Genomic DNA, 14,531 nt, shown 5'->3' with positions numbered 1-14,531 from the left:
TTGGACCCGGCCCATGCAACACCTCTTGCCTCAACGCATCGTTTGTCTCACCGAAGAGACCACGGAGTGGCTCTATTTGCTGGGGCAGGAGCAGCGCATCGTGGGCATCTCGGGTTACACGGTGCGCCCGCGCCGGGCCCGGGAAGAAAAGCCCAAGGTCAGTGCTTTTTTGAGCGCCAAGATTGACAAAATTCTGGCGCTCAAGCCCGATTGCGTATTTGGGTTTTCGGACCTGCAGGCCGAGATCGCGTCTTTGTTGATCAAGGCCGGCGTGCAGGTCACGGTGTTCAACCAGCGCAGCGTGGATGAGATTTTTTCCATGCTCTACCAAGTGGCGGCCATGGTGGGGCAGGCCGAGCAAGGCCTTGTGCGCTTGCAGGGCATGCGTGCCGAACTCGATGCCATCGCGCAGCGGGCCGCAGGCTTCAAGCGCCGCCCCAAGGTGTTTTTTGAGGAGTGGGACGAACCGCACATCAGCGGCATCCGCTGGGTGTCTGAGTTGATGGGCATCGCTGGCGGCGACGATGTGTTCCCAGAGCTGGCGGTGCAGTCGCTGGGCAAGGACCGGATCATTGCCAACGGGCAAAGCATTGTGGAGCGTGCGCCCGACATCATCATCGGCTCGTGGTGCGGCAAGAAGTTTCGCCCCGAAAAAGTCGCGGCCCGGCCTGGTTGGCAAGACGTGCCGGCCGTGCGCACCGGGCAGATTTTTGAAATCAAATCGGCCGACATTTTGCAGCCCGGGCCTGCCGCGCTCACCGACGGCGTGGCGCAGATGCACCGCATCTTCAGCCAATGGGAAGCGCTGCATGGCTGAGCGCTTGCGACGCTGGGCTCCATCCTTGGCCCTGGTGGTTGCCGTGTGGGCGTGTGCGCACGCCGCACAAGCCTCACAAACAGTCACCGTGCTCGACGACCGCCAACAAAAAGTGCAGATCGCCCAAGCCCCGCAGCGCATCGTGAGCTTGCTGCCGTCCCTCACCGAAACCGTTTGTGCCTTGAAGCAGTGCCACAAACTGGTGGGTTTGGACCGGTATTCCAATTGGCCTGAGTCAACCAAGTCGGTGCCGCGTGTGGGCGGAGGGCTGGACCCGAACATCGAGAGCATCGTCGCGCTCAAGCCCGACCTGGTGCTGGCGGCAGGTTCCACCCGGGGTGCAGACCGTTTGCAGGCGCTGGGCCTGAAGGTGCTGCGCCTGGAGCCTCGCAACCACGCCGACGCGCAGCGTGTGTGGCGCACCGTGGCGCAGGCGCTGCATGTGCCCGCCGCTGAGAGCGACCGGGTGTGGCAGGGCATTCAGGCGGGCGTGCAGGCAGCGGTGCAATCGCTCAGCTCCGCTGCACGGCAGCAGCGGGTTTACTTTGAGGTGAGCCCTGCGCCCTATGGCGCAAGTGAATCGTCCTTCATGGGTGAGACGCTCATGCGCATGGGGGTGGCGAACATCTTGCCAGCATCGTTGGGGCCGTTTCCCCAGGTCAATCCCGAATGGGTGGTGCAGGCCCGGCCCGACGTGATCATGGCGGGCGACAGCAGCCGCGCCAGCATGCTGCAGCGCCCGGGCTGGAGCCGCTTGCGGGCCATGCAAGGTCAGCGCCTGTGCGTGTTCAAGCAGGATGAGTCGGACATGTTGGTGCGGGCCGGCCCGCGCATGGCCGAAGGCGCACAGCTGATGGCCGACTGCCTGAACCGCGCAGCGGCCCAAGCCGACACGGGCGTGCAGCGGTGAACACGCACAGCCAAGCATCTCGCTGGGCGCTTCTGCTCTTGGCCGTGGGCCTGTCCGTGGTGGTGCTGGGTACAGCCGCTGGCAGTCAGGGCTGGCAGGCCTGGTGGACGGCAAGTGCCGATGCGGTGTCGCGCCAGATCGTGTGGGACATCCGCTTGCCGCGCAGCTTGGGCGCTTGGCTGGGCGGGGCCTTGCTGGGCCTGGCCGGGGCGGTGGCGCAAGGCTTGTTTCGCAATCCGCTGGCCGATCCGTATTTGCTGGGCAGTGCCTCGGGCGCGTCATTGGGCGTGGGGGTGTATTTGAGCTTGTGGGGTGGCAGTGCCTGGGCCATGAACGCATGGTTGGGTCTGGGCTTGACGGGCGCGGCCTTTGTGGGCGCGGTGCTGGCCGTGGTGTTCACGCTGCTGCTGGCGCGTGGTGTGCAGCAAACCCTGCGCCTGCTGTTGGCGGGCGTGGTGGTGGGCGTGGTGTTGGGGGCGGTCACGTCTTTGATCTCGCTGCTGCAGCCCCAAGTCTTGCAGGCCATGCAGGGCTTCATGCTGGGCTCGACCGCGTTTGTCAGCTGGAGCGCCTGCGCCACCATGTCGGTGGTGCTGGCCTTGTGCGTGGTGCTGGCCTGGATTTTTGCCCGTGTGCTGGACGCTTTAAGTTTGGGCGAAGCCACGGCGCAAAGCCTGGGCGTGCCGCTGCCACTGGCCCGCATGGTGCTGGTGGGGGTGGTTTCTTTGGCCACGGGGGCGGCGGTGGCGCACATGGGGCTGGTGGCGTTTGTCGGTTTGGCCGCGCCGCATTTGGTGCGCTCGCTGGTGCGCTGCACACACGCCTGGCGCTTGCTTTTGTCGGCTCTGATGGGTGCGGCCTTGCTGGTGCTGGCCGATGTGATGGCCCGTGTGATGTTGGCACCACAAGAGCTGCCTGTGGGGGTGCTCACGGCGGTGCTGGGCGGGGGCTATTTGCTTTGGCGCGTGTACCGTGATGCCGACACGGGGGCGCGTTCATGAGCCCCGCGCTGCAAACCCGGCAACTGTGCGCCGAGTTGGGGGGACGTCAGGTCCTGCAAAACATTGACCTGCAGATCGCGGCGGGACGCTGGACCTGTGTGGTTGGCCCCAACGGGGCGGGCAAATCGAGTTTGCTCAAGGCGCTGGCGGGTTTGTTGTCGCACAGCGGGCAAGTGCTGTGGCAGGGCCAGCCGCTGGCCTCACTCACCCGCCAGCAAAGGGCGCTGCAACTGTCCTGGCTGGGCCAGGGCGAAGCCAGCACGCTGGACTTGCGGGTGTGGGACGTGGCCATGCTCGGCCGCTTGCCACACCAAAGCTGGCTGAGCGCACCCTCAGCGCAAGACGCACTGATGGTCGAAGCCGCCCTCAAGGCCACACAGGCCTGGGATTGGCGCGAGCGCATGCTGGGCGAGCTGTCTGGCGGCGAGCGCCAACGCGTGCTGCTGGCCCGCGCCATGGCGGGCAATGCGCCCACCATGCTGATGGACGAGCCCCTGGCCAATCTGGACCCGCCGCACCAAGTCGACTGGTTGGAGCAGGTCCATTGCCTCTTGGCGCAAGGCACCACCGTGCTCAGTGTGCTGCACGAGATCGGTATGGCGCTGCACGCGGATGACATCGTGGTCATGCGCGAAGGCCAAGTGGTGCACCACGGCGCAGGCCGCGATGCGGCCACGCACGCCGCCATCGAGGCGGTGTTTGACCAGCGCATCCGCATCCATGCGCTCGATGGGCAGTGGGTGGTCTTGCCGCGCGTGGCCTGATGCCGCCTGCGGGCATGGCCATGGCTAGAATCCAAGCCATGGAACTCAAAATCGTTGTCTACTCCAAGTCCGCCTGCCCACAGTGCGAATCCGCCAAAATGGTGCTCAAGTCCAAGTCATTGGCCTTTGAAGAAATCAAAATCGATGGCGAAGCCGAGCGCATGGCCTTTTACGAAAAATGTGGCCCTTCGGTGCGCCAAATGCCCCAAATCTTCATCAACGACCAGCGCGTGGGTGGTTTGGCGGGTTTGCAAGCCGCCTTGGTGCAATTGGGCCGTTAAAACTCTTTTGTGGCTGTGTCCACGTTCAAGGAATCGCCATGAGCCTGATCATGAAACAAGCCATCACCGGGCCAGCGGTCTGGAAGGGCGCCGACATGGTCGGCGACACCACTTGGATGCATGTCTTAAGCCCGAAAGTGTTGGCAACCCTTGACGCCGCTCTGGCCCATGTCAAGGCCAAAGGGCTGACGTTTCCCAATTTCAGTCGCGAAGACTTTCCCATTGGCGACTGGGCGCAGGACCTGAAAACCTACAGCGACGAACTGGAAAACGGTCGGGGATTTTTGGTGCTGCGTGGCTTGCCGGTCGAGCGTTACAGCGAAGCAGACATTCAGATCATCTACTACGGCATTGGCCTGCACATGGGCGTGCCTGTTCGGCAAAACCCCAAGGGCGACCTGCTGGGCTTGGTCATGAACGTGGGTGATGTGACGAAAAAGACCACCCGCGTCTATGAAACCAACCTCTACCTGCCTTACCACTCAGACCCGTCGGACGTTGTGGGCCTGTTGTGCATGCGCAAGGCCAAGCAGGGTGGTTTGAGTTCGCTGGTGAGTGTGGCGGCGATTTACAACGAAATTTTGCAAAAGCACCCTGAGTACCTGGGTCTGTACTATCGCACCTGGTATTTTTCGCACCTGTGTGAAGACCTGCCCAGCCTGTCACCGATTTTTAGCCACCACCAAGGCAAGCTCAGCTGCCGCTACCTGCGCCAGTACATTGAGCTGGGCCATGAAATCCGCAATTTGCCGCTGTCCCAAGTCGAAATCGAAGCGCTCGATTTGTTCGACGAGATCATGCACCGCGAAGATTTCCGCCTGAGCATGATGTTGGAGCCCGGCGATCTGCAATTTGCCAACAACTACGCCGTGCTGCATTCGCGCAATGGGTTTGAAGACCATGGCGTGCACGAGCTCAACCGCAAGATGTGGCGCTTGTGGGTCAAGATGCCCAATGCCCGGCCATTGGCACCCGAGTTTCCCGGGCGCAACGGATTTCCGGCTCCAGTGGCTTTGGTTTGACCATGACCCATTCCCTGACGCTTGGGTGGGCGCTGGTGTTGGCTTTGGCCGTGTGCCCTGCTGCCCATGCTGAACCCGATGAAGAGGCGCTGGGCAAATCGCTGGGCTACCCCAATGGGCCACGCTGGACGGCCATGGAAAACCGGGTCGGTGCTTGGTCTGCACTTGACCGTGTGCAAGGCGTTTTGACTGAAACCGTGGCGCGGGGCAACAGCGTTTTGCCTTTGCCACAGGCCAGTGTGCCTGCAGTGATCAAATACCGCTACCGCAACCTGGGCTACACCCTGGACGAGTACCTGGAGCGTCGCCGCATCACGGGCTTGTTGATCCTCAAAAATGGCGAAATCGTGGCCGAGCGTTACCGTTACGGACGCACCGAAGATGCCCGCTTCTTGTCTTTTTCCATGGCCAAAAGCGTGACCTCGATGCTGGTGGGGGCCGCCTTGCAAAGGGGCTTGATTGCCTCGCTCGATGACCCGGCTGGCCAATACGCCAAAGACCTGCAGGGCAGCGCCTATGGGCAGACCCCGATACGGCACTTGCTGCGCATGAGCTCTGGCCTGACCTTCACCGAACGCTACGACGGGCAGGACGATGTCTCGAAACTCTCGCGCAGTTTTGCCACGGGCAGCCCAACGGTTGCCAGCGTGCTGCGCTCGTTTTCAGACCTCCACAGCCCATCAGGGCAAAAATTTGTCTATGCCAGTGCCGAAACCGAAGTGTTGGGCCGCGTTCTGACGGGTGCCACGGGCCGCAGCATGGCCGAGTTGACCAGTGACTGGCTCTGGAAACCCATGGGGGCCGAACGTGATGCCTTTTGGTGCCATGGCCGAGACCGGCAGGCCGGGGCGTATTTTTGCTTCAACGCCAGCTTGCGCGACTGGGGGCGGCTGGGCGTTTTGATGGCCAAAGACGGCAAGCTGGGCGAGCAACAAATATTGCCCGCAGACTATTTGCGCGAGGCGACCGATGCTGCGTTGCAGCCGCCCGCCTTTGCGCCCTACAAGGCCACGCCTTATTTTGGCTACGGCTACCAGTTTTGGTTGCACCCCTTGAAAGAGCGCAGTTTCGGCTTTCAAGGGGTGTATGGTCAGACGGTGTTTGTGCAACCGGCCACCGGCATCGTGATGGTGCAAACCGCCGTCTATGCCCAAGCCAGCGGCCACCAAGACCCTGAGCCCTATGCCGAACGCGCTGCCTTTTGGCTGGGGGTGCTGCAGTCGCTGGGCGGGCGCACTGAGCGTTACTGAACCGCGCTGGTTTTGGGCTTGAAGTCACAAAACGCGGCCACGGCGCACTGACCACACAGCGGTTTGCGGGCCTGGCACACATAGCGCCCGTGCAGGATCAGCCAGTGGTGCGCATCCACCAAATACTGGGCGGGAATGCGCTTGAGCAACTTGAGCTCGACCGCCAAAGGTGTTTTGCCCGGGGCCAAGCCTGTGCGGTTGCCCATACGAAAGATGTGCGTGTCCACCGCCATGGTGGGCTCGCCAAAGGCCGAGTTCAGCACCACATTGGCCGTTTTGCGGCCCACACCGGGCAAGGCTTCGAGGGCTTCGCGGGTGCGGGGCACTTGGCCGCCGTGCTGTTCCACCAAAATTCGGCAGGTTTCCATCAGGTGTTTGGCTTTGCTGCGGTACAGGCCAATGGTCTTGATGTAGCTCTCCAGCCCTTCCAGACCGAGGTCCAGAATCTTTTGGGGTGTGCCCGCCACGGGAAACAGCTTGCGCGTGGCCTTGTTCACGCCCACGTCGGTGGCCTGGGCCGACAGCAACACGGCGGCCAGTAACTCAAAAACGCTGGTGTATTCCAGCTCGGTCACGGGCATGGGGTTGGCGGCTTGCAAGGTGGCAAAAAAAGATTCGATCTGTGCGGGTTTCATGGGAATAAAAAGTAGGTGTACAGATGTTGGCAAAATGTCGGCCAAGACAACCTGAAAGATACACCACCATGCCTTTGCAATTTGCCGACCGCCTGAACAATGTCGAAACCTCCGCCATCCGAGAGCTGTTCAAGCTCTTGGGCAAGCCGGGCATCATCAGCTTTGCGGGCGGCTTTCCCGACAGCGCCATGTTTGACGTGGACGGCATCCGCGAAGCCAGCAACGCCGCCCTGAGCCAAGACCCGGGTGCTGCCCTGCAATACGGTGCGACCGAAGGCTTTGGCCCGCTGCGCGAGCAACTGGCGCACTTCATGGGCCAAAAGGGTGCCCAAGACGTGGCCGCCGACCAGCTGATCGTGACCACCGGCAGCCAGCAGGCGCTGGATTTGATCGGCAAGACCATGATCAGCCCTGGCGACAAGGTGATCGTGGAAGGCCCGACATTCCTCGCCACCATTCAGTGCTTCCGTTTGTATGGGGCCGAACTCATCAGCGCCCCGGTGGACGGCCAGGGTGTGAAGACCGACGAGCTGGAAAAGCTGATTGCCGAGCACCAACCGAAGTTTGTGTATTTGATCCCCACCTTTGGCAACCCCAGCGGTGCCTTGCTCAGCGCCGAGCGCCGCCAACAGGTGCTGGAGATGGCCGTCAAGCACCAGACCCTGATCGTCGAAGACGACCCCTATGGCGATTTGTATTTTGGCGAAGTACCACCGCCGAGTCTGCTGGCCATGAGCGCATCGGTGCCCGGCAGCCGTGAGCTGCTGGTGCATTGCGGCTCGCTGTCCAAAGTGCTCTCGCCTGGCCTGCGTGTGGGCTGGATGGTGGCCCCCGCCGAATTGCTGGCCCGCGCCACCATGTGCAAACAGTTCAGCGACGCCCACACCAGCACCTTTGCCCAGGCCACGGCCGCGCAATACCTGTTGGCGGGGCGCATGCCGGCCACGCTGAACAAAGTGCGTGCTGTGTATGCCCAGCGTGCCCAAACCATGGGCGATGCGCTGCGCCGCGAATTGGGCGATGCGGTCGAGTTTGTGCAGCCCCAAGGTGGTTTGTTCGTTTGGGCACGCCTCACGGGCGCTGGCGGCAAGGTGGCCGACGGCAATGTGTTTGCCAAACGCGCGATCGACAATGGCGTGGCCTTCGTGCCGGGCACGCCGTTCTTCTGCGCCAACCCCGACCACGCTACCTTCCGCTTGAGCTTTGCCACCGTGGGCGAAGACAAGATCCTGGAGGGCGTATCCCGCCTGGCCAAGGCGCTGGACTGAGTTTGGGGTGTGTCTTTTGTAGGAGCGACGCCCTCGCCGCTATTTGGGGAGCTTTCCATTTGTAGGAGCGGCGCCCCCGCCGCGATAGACCGGTTGCAGACCACCAGCCATCGCCCCGGGGGCGGGGCTCCTACAACAACAGCCTGTAGGGCTTTCCATTTGTAGGAGCGGCGCCCCCGCCGCGATAGACCGGTTGCAGACCACCAGCCATCGCCCCGGGGGCGGGGCTCCTACAACAACAGCCTGTAGGGCTTTCCTTTTGTAGGAGCGGCGCCCCCGCCGCGATAGACCGGTTGCAGACCACCAGCCATCGCCCCGGGCGCGGGGCTCCTACAACAACAGCCTGTAGGGCTTTCCATCTGTAGGAGCGGCGCCCCCGCCGCGATAGACCCCTCGCAGACCACCAGCCATCGCCCCGGGGGGCGGGGCTCCTAGAACAACAGCCAGTGCCCATTTTTTTTCAGGACTTGTGCCATGAGCTCCAACACCACAGACATTTGCATCACCGTCCAAGGCACCGAAGTCTGGCTGCAAGGCCAGGGCGACGAAGTCATCCTCATGCTGCACGGATGGCCCGACACCCGTGCGCTTTGGGACGGCACCGTGGCCGCTTTGCAAGACCGCGCCACCTGCGCCCGCCTGACGCTGCCCGGTTTTGAAACCGGCCCCTCTGCCATCAGCTTGGATGAGATGTGTCAGCTGCTGCGCCAGATCGTGGACCGGATCAGCCCTGGCAAAGCCGTGACCCTGATGCTGCACGACTGGGGTTGCATCTTTGGTTATGAGTTCGCCATGCGCCACCCTGATCGTGTGGCCCGCGTGGTGGCGGTGGACGTGGGTGACCACAACTCGGGTGCCTTGTTGCGCAGCTGGGGCACCAAGGAAAAACTGTCGGTCATGGGTTACCAGGTTTGGCTGGCGCTGGCCTGGAAGCTGGGGGGGCATTTCAGTGAAAAAATAGGCACCCGCATGACCCGCGCCATGGCCCGCTGGCTGCGCTGCCCCACAGACCCGGCAACCATCACCCACACGATGAACTACCCCTACGCCATGCGGTGGTTCGGCACAGCGGGTGGCTTCAAGGGCGCGTCGCAAATCCAGTTGCCCATGCCGCTGCTGTTTGTTTATGGTGAGCGCAAACCCTTCATGTTCCATTCGGCCAAGTGGCTGGAAAAAGTTGCCGCCACGCCCGGCAGTGCGGTGCAGGGCCTGCCCTGTGGGCATTGGGTGATGATCTCGCGGCCCGAGGCCTTCCACGCGCGAGTGCGCCACTGGTTGTGGGGCGAAGCGTGAACGGTCAAGGCAGGCAGGTGGGCCCATGAAGCCCGAAGACCTGATGAAGCTGGTCACCATGACCATGCCCTTTGGCAAGCACAAGGGCGTGGTGATCGCCGACTTGCCCGGCAATTACCTCAACTGGTTTGCACGCGAGGGTTTCCCCAAAGGCGAGGTGGGTCGATTGCTGCAGCTCATGCAGGAGATCGACCACAACGGTCTGAGCGATTTGCTCAAGCCCTTGCGCAACGCCCCCCGGCGCAGCTGATCACTCCTGCCCGAACATGATGTTGATGCGGGCCACGTATTTGGACACGCCTGGCCCCACCTGACGGCCTTCGTGCACCACCGAATGAGGGCCAAAGCCGTGGCGAAAGAACAGGGCCGATCCTTTGCGCGGCAACACATCGACCCCGCTGCCATCGGGTCTGAACAACCGGGTGCAGCCGCCACTGACGCCGTCTTCCGGGCCATTGAGGTAAAGAATCATGGTCAGGCCCGAGCGCACACTGTTGCCCCATTGCAACATGTCTCGGCGGTCTTCGCTCAGGCTGTAGCCGGGCCATTCGCCATCCACATGGCGGTTGAACACGTCGTTGGCGTCGTAGCGGTACATGTTCAGGCGCTGGCTGAGCAGGCCGTAAAGGGGTTGGCCGTCGATGCTGGGGGGCAGCAGGTGCCGCATGCGGCTCATCAAAGGGTCGAGCAAACGGTCGTCGGCCACCCAATGCACCGATTTGTTCATGCGCATGCCCGGGGGCGTCTGGATGCCGGGGGCTTCGTCGCGGTAGCCCAGCAGTTCGCTGGCGGTGACCAGGGCGTCGGCTTCTTCACTGGTCAGCAGGTCTGAAATTTCAAACGCCAGCAGACCTCCCAAGGCGATGTCGGTGCGCACGGGTTTGAGGCCCGTTTGTGTTTTCAGGCGCAAGGCACGCGGGCTGCTGCTGAAGGCGTGGATGGGCGTCATGGGCACGACGCCCCCCATGGGCAAGGAGCCGGGCATGTGGGCGACGGGCCAATGAGGGGGCCATTCGGCCGACCCGTCGTTGGCGTCTGCGGTGTCCTGGCTGGGGGTGTCGAATGCGGGGGGGGCTGTGCAGTTCATGGCCGTGGCGGGTGAGTCAGTGTTAGGGTGATTTACCACTGACCGATGTTGGGCATGGACACCCAAGGCTCGGCAGGTGGCAGGGGGGCGCCGCATTGCAGCAGCTCAATGGAAATGTGGTCGGGTGAGCGCACAAAGGCCATGTGGCCATCGCGGGGCGGACGCACGATCTGCACGCCGTGGTCTTGCAGCCTTTGGCAGGTGGCATAAATGTCGTCAACGACATAGGCCAAGTGGCCGAAATTGCGGCCTTGTGTGTAGGACGACTCGTCCCAGTTGTGCGTCAACTCGATTTGCGCCTGACTGTCGCCGGGGGCGGCCAGAAAGGCCAGCGTGAAGCGGCCACTGGGCACATCGAATTGCCGCAGCAATTGCAGCCCCAGCGCATCCCGGTAAAAGCGCAGCGATGCGTCGAGGTCTGCGACCCGGACCATGGTGTGAAGGTATTTCATGGCTTGGGTCTGCCGATCACTTGGTTTTGAGCACCCACAGGGCCAGCTTTTGGGCATCGCCTACGGACAGTTGGGCCTGGGGTGGCATGGCCATCTGCCCCCACTTGCCCTTGCTGCCTTGGCGAATGCTCTGGATCAGCTGGTCTTTGGCGTCGGCTTGGTCTGCGTATTTGGCGGCCACATCCTTGAATGCCGGTCCGACCAGGGTGCTGGCCATGGCGTGGCAGCCCGTGCAGCCGTTTTTCTTGGCCAGCGCTTCATTGGCCCAACTGTGGCTGCCCAGCAGCAAGCCAGCGCTCAAAAGCAGAGCGGTTTTCATTCAACGCCCCAGGTTTTTGAGCAGATCAGGCTGGACGATTTCGATCCAGTAACCGTCGGGGTCCTTGATGAAGGCGACGTCTTTCATCTTGCCTTGGTCGGGGCGTTTCACATAGCTCACCTGGTTTTCGTCAAACCAGGACACGGCCGCAGCCAGGTCGGGCACCGAAAAGCAGATGTGGCCAAAGCCTTGGGGTTGGGCGTTGCCGTCGTGGTATTTGAAGTCGGGGTCGCTTTCGGTGCCCCAGTTGTGGGTCAGTTCCAGAATGCCGCGCTGGCTGAAGGTCCAGGCGGTGCGCTCACCCTCGTCGCTTGGGGCGGAGTCGCCGCTGGGGCGGTGTAGAAAATACAGCGAGAACTTCATCTCGGGAAAATCCAACTTGCGCAGCACCAGCATGCCCATGATGCGGGTGTAAAAGTCGAGGCTGACCTGAGGGTCCTTGATGCGCAGCATCGAGTGGTTGAACACAAAGCCGCGTGTCTGTTCGGGGGTGGTGGGGCTCACACCGGGCAGGTTTTCTGTGCGAAAGGTCATGGCAAAAGGATGAATTGAATAAGGGATGGAACGAGGGATGGGATGGCTGACAGGCTCGCCAAACTGCACGCGTGGCGAGTCGTCTGGCGAACGCTCGGATCGCCAGGTCAGTGCAGTGATGAGATGAATTACCTGCCCACTGCCGCGAGCATCTTTGGGGGGGCGATGGTCTCCCCAGAGCGAGCAGAGACGGGCAGAGCCACCGGGTTTGGCGGGTTGAGCTGCTTTTCCAGATTCATCATCGAGCGGTGCAGGTAACGCATGCTGGTGACCCGCAAGAACGATGCAAAGTTGGGCACCTCGCCCCGGTGCGCCATGATTTCTTCGTGAAATTTGGCGATCAGGGCATTGGTGGTGCAGCCTTCTTCTTCGGCCATTTCGGCCAGGATGTCCCAGACCATGTTTTCCAGCCGGATGCTGGTCAACACGTTTTTGATGCGCACCGTGCGTGAGCGTTGCTCATACTGGATGGGGTCAGCTTTGACAAAATATTCACACATGGTGCGCTCCTGTGGCTACAGCAATCTGGGACATCTTGGGTGGCGCTTTCAGCTCAAAGCGCTTTTTCGGTCATCAATTTGGCGATCTGATCGGCTTGGCGAATGGCCAGCGTCACGATCGTCAAAGTGGGGTTTTCTGCGCCGCCAGTGGTGAACTGGCTGCCGTCGCTGACAAACAGGTTGCTGATGTCGTGCGATTGTCCCCATTTGTTGACCACGCCGTCTTCGGGTCTGGCGCTCATGCGACAAGTGCCCATGTTGTGGGTGGACGGGTAGGGCGGCGTGCGGAAAGTCTTGATGGCCCCGGCCGCGTTGTAGATGCGCTCGGCCTGTGTGAAGGCGTGGTTGCGCATGGCGATGTCGTTGTCATGGTCGTCAAAGTGGACGTTGGGCGCGTAGTTGCCGTACTGGTCCTTGACGTTCTTGTTGAGTGTGACGCGGTTGCTTTCGCGGGGCATGTCTTCACCCACCAGCCACATGCCGGCCAGGTTGGTGTAGTGGTCCATCCACCAGGCAAATTCAGGGCCCCAGCCGCCGGGGTTCAGGAAGGCGGCCATGAAGGGGATGCCCAGCGACAGGGTTTCCAGCTCGTAACCGCCCACAAAGCCCCGGCTGGGGTTGTGTGCCGCTTCGTCGCGCACGATACCGGCCATGGTGGTGCCCCGGTACATGTGGACAGGGTTCTTGAAGGCGGCATACACCGAGCCGGTCATGTGGCGCATGTAGTTGCGGCCCACTTGGCCCGAGGAGTTGGCCAGGCCGTCCTTGAACTTGCTGGACTCCGACATCAAGAGCAGGCGGGGCGTTTCGATGGCGTTACCGGCCACGCAGACCACGCGGGCTTTTTGGCGCTGCTCTTTGCCGTCTTTGTCAAAGTAGACGACGCCGGTCACTTTGCCTGCTGCGTTGTGTTCGATGCGGGTGACGTGCGATTGGGGACGCAACTCAAAATTGCCGGTGGCTTCGGCGCGTGGAATCTCGGTGTAAAGCGTGGACCATTTGGCACCGCTCTTGCAACCCTGAAAGCAAAAGCCCAACTGCAGGCAGCGGCCTCGGCCATCTCGGGGCTGGCTGTTGATGGCCATGTTGCCGGTGTGCACTTCCTTGTAGCCCAGCTTGGTGGCGCCCGCGTGCATGACCTTGAAGTTGTTGTTGCCGGGCAGGCCGGGGATGCCGTTGGTGCGGGTCACGCCCATTTTGTTTTCGGCTTTGGCGTAGTAGGGGGCCAGCTCGTCCAGCGTCACTGGCCAGTCCAGCAAGCTGGCACCAGCGACGTTGCCATAAACGGTTTTGGTGCGGAACTCATGCTCTTGAAAGCGCAGTGAAGCCCCGGCCCAGTGGGTGGTGGTGCCGCCCACGGTCTTGCAGATCCAGGCAGGCAGACCGGCAAAGTCTTTGGCCACGCGCCAGGAGCCCGAAGTGGTGCGGGCGTCCAACCACGCCAGCTGGCTGAACGACTTCCATTCGTCGTTGATGAACGATTCTTGCGATTGGCGTGCGCCCGCTTCGAGCGACACCACCTTGATGCCTTTTTGGCACAGTTCGTTGGCCAATGTGCCGCCGCCTGCGCCTGAACCAATGATGACGACCACGGAGTCGTCATTGAAATCAAATTTAGCCATGTCAATCCTCTGTATTCGGTGTGGAGTCAATGTGGAGAGCAGCCGGGATCAGCCCATGAAGGGCGGTGGGCTGGCTTCTTTGGACGGAGCAGGCAACCATTTCAGGTCCTGAAAGCCGCGGGTGATGTAGCCGCCTTTTTCCCAGGCCGAGCCGGGGTAGCCGAACACCGCATAGGCCATGTCGTTGTCATACAGGGAGGTGACGCACTGACCGCGCACGGTGGCAAAGAACGCCGTGCCTTCCATGCTCAGCACCAGCTCGTATTGCTGCTTGGCGCTGGCCTTGGCAAAGTTGCCGCCAGTGGATTTGTTCAGGTAGGCCACGCCGTCCTGAAGCATCTTGGCAGCGCCTGCGTCACCAGCAGCTTTGGCGTCCAGGTCTTTGGACAGCAGGGCATAGACCGCATCGGGCAGTTTTTTGTGGGGAAACAAGACCCGGCCCATGGCCATCAGGGTTTTGCCTTCGGCGGTGGAGAGTTTTTTCAGCTCCAGCGCCCAAGCGGTAGACGGGGCCAGGGCCGCAAGCATGGTGCCCGAAGCGAGGCTGCCAAACAGCAGGCCGGACCCTTTGAGGAAATCGCGGCGTGCCAAAGGCATGTTGACTTTGCGGACAACGCCGCTTTCTTCGTCGCAGCCAGCGGCTTCGACATTCTGGGTGATGGGTATGACGCGCATGAAAGTCTCCGTTGATGTGGATGTCTTTGCATGGTTTGCAAAGGACAGGTCCAGTATTTCAGCGGAGGCCCATCAGCGGGTGATAGCTGGCTACTTACAAA

At 61.9% G+C, this 14,531-nt stretch carries 18 protein-coding genes; 10 read left to right on the top strand and 8 right to left on the bottom strand.

The genetic code is table 11. From position 1 onward, the window contains the following. The first annotated feature begins 13 nt into the window (after window positions 1–13). From B9Z48_RS07705 to B9Z48_RS07675, 7 genes are read left to right on the top strand one after another with little or no spacing between them, the layout of a single operon-like run. Window positions 14–817 (top strand): cobalamin-binding protein, encoded by an 804-nt coding sequence (locus tag B9Z48_RS07705; RefSeq protein WP_108377720.1) that lies wholly within the window; start codon window positions 14–16, stop codon window positions 815–817. Then, complete coding sequence (locus tag B9Z48_RS07700; RefSeq protein WP_108377719.1) at window positions 810–1,727, top strand: ABC transporter substrate-binding protein; 918 nt, start codon at window positions 810–812, stop codon at window positions 1,725–1,727. The genes B9Z48_RS07705 and B9Z48_RS07700 overlap by 8 nt, the downstream gene beginning before the upstream one ends. Then, entirely contained in the window at window positions 1,724–2,728 is a 1,005-nt protein-coding gene (locus B9Z48_RS07695; protein ID WP_199233477.1) for an iron ABC transporter permease, read from the top strand. Before B9Z48_RS07700 ends, B9Z48_RS07695 begins: the two co-directional genes overlap by 4 nt. Then, on the top strand, window positions 2,725–3,492 hold the full coding sequence (locus B9Z48_RS07690; protein ID WP_108377717.1) for an ABC transporter ATP-binding protein: 768 nt from the start codon (window positions 2,725–2,727) through the stop codon (window positions 3,490–3,492). Before B9Z48_RS07695 ends, B9Z48_RS07690 begins: the two co-directional genes overlap by 4 nt. A gap of 38 nt (window positions 3,493–3,530) precedes the next feature. Beyond that, complete coding sequence (locus tag B9Z48_RS07685; RefSeq protein ID WP_089961140.1) at window positions 3,531–3,773, top strand: glutaredoxin domain-containing protein; 243 nt, start codon at window positions 3,531–3,533, stop codon at window positions 3,771–3,773. A gap of 38 nt (window positions 3,774–3,811) precedes the next feature. After that, entirely contained in the window at window positions 3,812–4,795 is a 984-nt protein-coding gene (locus B9Z48_RS07680; protein WP_108377716.1) for a TauD/TfdA family dioxygenase, read from the top strand. A gap of 2 nt (window positions 4,796–4,797) precedes the next feature. Further along, window positions 4,798–6,045, top strand: a complete 1,248-nt coding sequence (locus tag B9Z48_RS07675; RefSeq protein ID WP_108377715.1) for a serine hydrolase — start codon at window positions 4,798–4,800, stop codon at window positions 6,043–6,045. Here B9Z48_RS07675 and nth read toward each other — a convergent pair. Then, on the bottom strand, window positions 6,039–6,680 hold the full coding sequence (gene nth, locus B9Z48_RS07670; RefSeq protein ID WP_108377714.1) for an endonuclease III: 642 nt from the start codon (window positions 6,678–6,680) through the stop codon (window positions 6,039–6,041). The two genes, B9Z48_RS07675 and nth, sit on opposite strands and share 7 nt — an antisense overlap. A gap of 68 nt (window positions 6,681–6,748) precedes the next feature. On the opposite strand from nth, the gene B9Z48_RS07665 reads away from it, so the two are divergent. The 3 genes from B9Z48_RS07665 to B9Z48_RS07655 all read left to right on the top strand — a co-directional run bounded on the left by B9Z48_RS07665 (window position 6,749) and on the right by B9Z48_RS07655 (window position 9,491). Beyond that, window positions 6,749–7,948 (top strand): PLP-dependent aminotransferase family protein, encoded by a 1,200-nt coding sequence (locus tag B9Z48_RS07665; RefSeq protein WP_108377713.1) that lies wholly within the window; start codon window positions 6,749–6,751, stop codon window positions 7,946–7,948. 474 nt (window positions 7,949–8,422) lie between these two features. Further along, on the top strand, window positions 8,423–9,241 hold the full coding sequence (locus B9Z48_RS07660) for an alpha/beta fold hydrolase (protein WP_108377712.1): 819 nt from the start codon (window positions 8,423–8,425) through the stop codon (window positions 9,239–9,241). Between the two features lie 25 nt (window positions 9,242–9,266). Continuing rightward, window positions 9,267–9,491 carry a DUF3820 family protein gene (locus tag B9Z48_RS07655; RefSeq protein WP_108377711.1) on the top strand — a complete coding sequence of 75 codons (225 nt, stop codon included), beginning with the start codon at window positions 9,267–9,269 and terminating at the stop codon, window positions 9,489–9,491. On the opposite strand, the gene B9Z48_RS07650 is transcribed toward B9Z48_RS07655, so the two are convergent. From B9Z48_RS07650 to B9Z48_RS07620, 7 genes are all read right to left on the bottom strand, one after another. Next, complete coding sequence (locus B9Z48_RS07650) at window positions 9,492–10,328, bottom strand: 2OG-Fe(II) oxygenase (RefSeq protein WP_158273233.1); 837 nt, start codon at window positions 10,326–10,328, stop codon at window positions 9,492–9,494. Between the two features lie 32 nt (window positions 10,329–10,360). Further along, complete coding sequence (locus tag B9Z48_RS07645) at window positions 10,361–10,780, bottom strand: VOC family protein (protein WP_233261051.1); 420 nt, start codon at window positions 10,778–10,780, stop codon at window positions 10,361–10,363. Window positions 10,781–10,796: 16 nt separating this feature from the next. Further along, entirely contained in the window at window positions 10,797–11,099 is a 303-nt protein-coding gene (locus B9Z48_RS07640) for a c-type cytochrome (RefSeq protein WP_108377708.1), read from the bottom strand. After that, window positions 11,100–11,633 (bottom strand): lactoylglutathione lyase, encoded by a 534-nt coding sequence (gene gloA / locus B9Z48_RS07635; RefSeq protein WP_089960815.1) that lies wholly within the window; start codon window positions 11,631–11,633, stop codon window positions 11,100–11,102. A 128-nt stretch (window positions 11,634–11,761) separates the two neighbouring features. Beyond that, window positions 11,762–12,133, bottom strand: coding sequence for a ribbon-helix-helix domain-containing protein (locus B9Z48_RS07630; RefSeq protein WP_108377707.1), 372 nt, complete (start codon window positions 12,131–12,133; stop codon window positions 11,762–11,764). A 53-nt stretch (window positions 12,134–12,186) separates the two neighbouring features. Beyond that, entirely contained in the window at window positions 12,187–13,755 is a 1,569-nt protein-coding gene (locus tag B9Z48_RS07625) for a GMC family oxidoreductase (RefSeq protein WP_090139422.1), read from the bottom strand. A 48-nt stretch (window positions 13,756–13,803) separates the two neighbouring features. Next, window positions 13,804–14,430, bottom strand: a complete 627-nt coding sequence (locus B9Z48_RS07620; protein ID WP_089960805.1) for a twin-arginine translocation signal domain-containing protein — start codon at window positions 14,428–14,430, stop codon at window positions 13,804–13,806. Between the last annotated feature and the right edge of the window lie 101 nt (window positions 14,431–14,531).

The organism is Limnohabitans sp. WS1 (assembly GCF_003063265.1).
GTDB lineage: Bacteria > Pseudomonadota > Gammaproteobacteria > Burkholderiales > Burkholderiaceae_C > Limnohabitans_A.
This window is presented reverse-complemented; position numbering and strand designations above follow the sequence as displayed.

Excerpts from the sequence above, each read along its gene's own strand:
- B9Z48_RS07650 (WP_158273233.1), bottom strand. The coding sequence starts at position 10,328 with ATGAACTGCACAGCCCCCCCCGCATTCGACACCCCCAGCCAGGACACC.
- B9Z48_RS07680 (WP_108377716.1), top strand. The coding sequence starts at position 3,812 with ATGAGCCTGATCATGAAACAAGCCATCACCGGGCCAGCGGTCTGGAAG.
- B9Z48_RS07705 (WP_108377720.1), top strand. The coding sequence starts at position 14 with ATGCAACACCTCTTGCCTCAACGCATCGTTTGTCTCACCGAAGAGACC.
- B9Z48_RS07640 (WP_108377708.1), bottom strand. The coding sequence starts at position 11,099 with ATGAAAACCGCTCTGCTTTTGAGCGCTGGCTTGCTGCTGGGCAGCCAC.
- B9Z48_RS07655 (WP_108377711.1), top strand. The coding sequence starts at position 9,267 with ATGAAGCCCGAAGACCTGATGAAGCTGGTCACCATGACCATGCCCTTT.
- B9Z48_RS07700 (WP_108377719.1), top strand. The coding sequence starts at position 810 with ATGGCTGAGCGCTTGCGACGCTGGGCTCCATCCTTGGCCCTGGTGGTT.
- gloA (WP_089960815.1), bottom strand. The coding sequence starts at position 11,633 with ATGACCTTTCGCACAGAAAACCTGCCCGGTGTGAGCCCCACCACCCCC.
- B9Z48_RS07660 (WP_108377712.1), top strand. The coding sequence starts at position 8,423 with ATGAGCTCCAACACCACAGACATTTGCATCACCGTCCAAGGCACCGAA.
- B9Z48_RS07675 (WP_108377715.1), top strand. The coding sequence starts at position 4,798 with ATGACCCATTCCCTGACGCTTGGGTGGGCGCTGGTGTTGGCTTTGGCC.
- B9Z48_RS07690 (WP_108377717.1), top strand. The coding sequence starts at position 2,725 with ATGAGCCCCGCGCTGCAAACCCGGCAACTGTGCGCCGAGTTGGGGGGA.
- B9Z48_RS07665 (WP_108377713.1), top strand. The coding sequence starts at position 6,749 with ATGCCTTTGCAATTTGCCGACCGCCTGAACAATGTCGAAACCTCCGCC.
- B9Z48_RS07630 (WP_108377707.1), bottom strand. The coding sequence starts at position 12,133 with ATGTGTGAATATTTTGTCAAAGCTGACCCCATCCAGTATGAGCAACGC.
- B9Z48_RS07645 (WP_233261051.1), bottom strand. The coding sequence starts at position 10,780 with ATGAAATACCTTCACACCATGGTCCGGGTCGCAGACCTCGACGCATCG.
- B9Z48_RS07685 (WP_089961140.1), top strand. The coding sequence starts at position 3,531 with ATGGAACTCAAAATCGTTGTCTACTCCAAGTCCGCCTGCCCACAGTGC.
- B9Z48_RS07625 (WP_090139422.1), bottom strand. The coding sequence starts at position 13,755 with ATGGCTAAATTTGATTTCAATGACGACTCCGTGGTCGTCATCATTGGT.
- B9Z48_RS07620 (WP_089960805.1), bottom strand. The coding sequence starts at position 14,430 with ATGCGCGTCATACCCATCACCCAGAATGTCGAAGCCGCTGGCTGCGAC.
- nth (WP_108377714.1), bottom strand. The coding sequence starts at position 6,680 with ATGAAACCCGCACAGATCGAATCTTTTTTTGCCACCTTGCAAGCCGCC.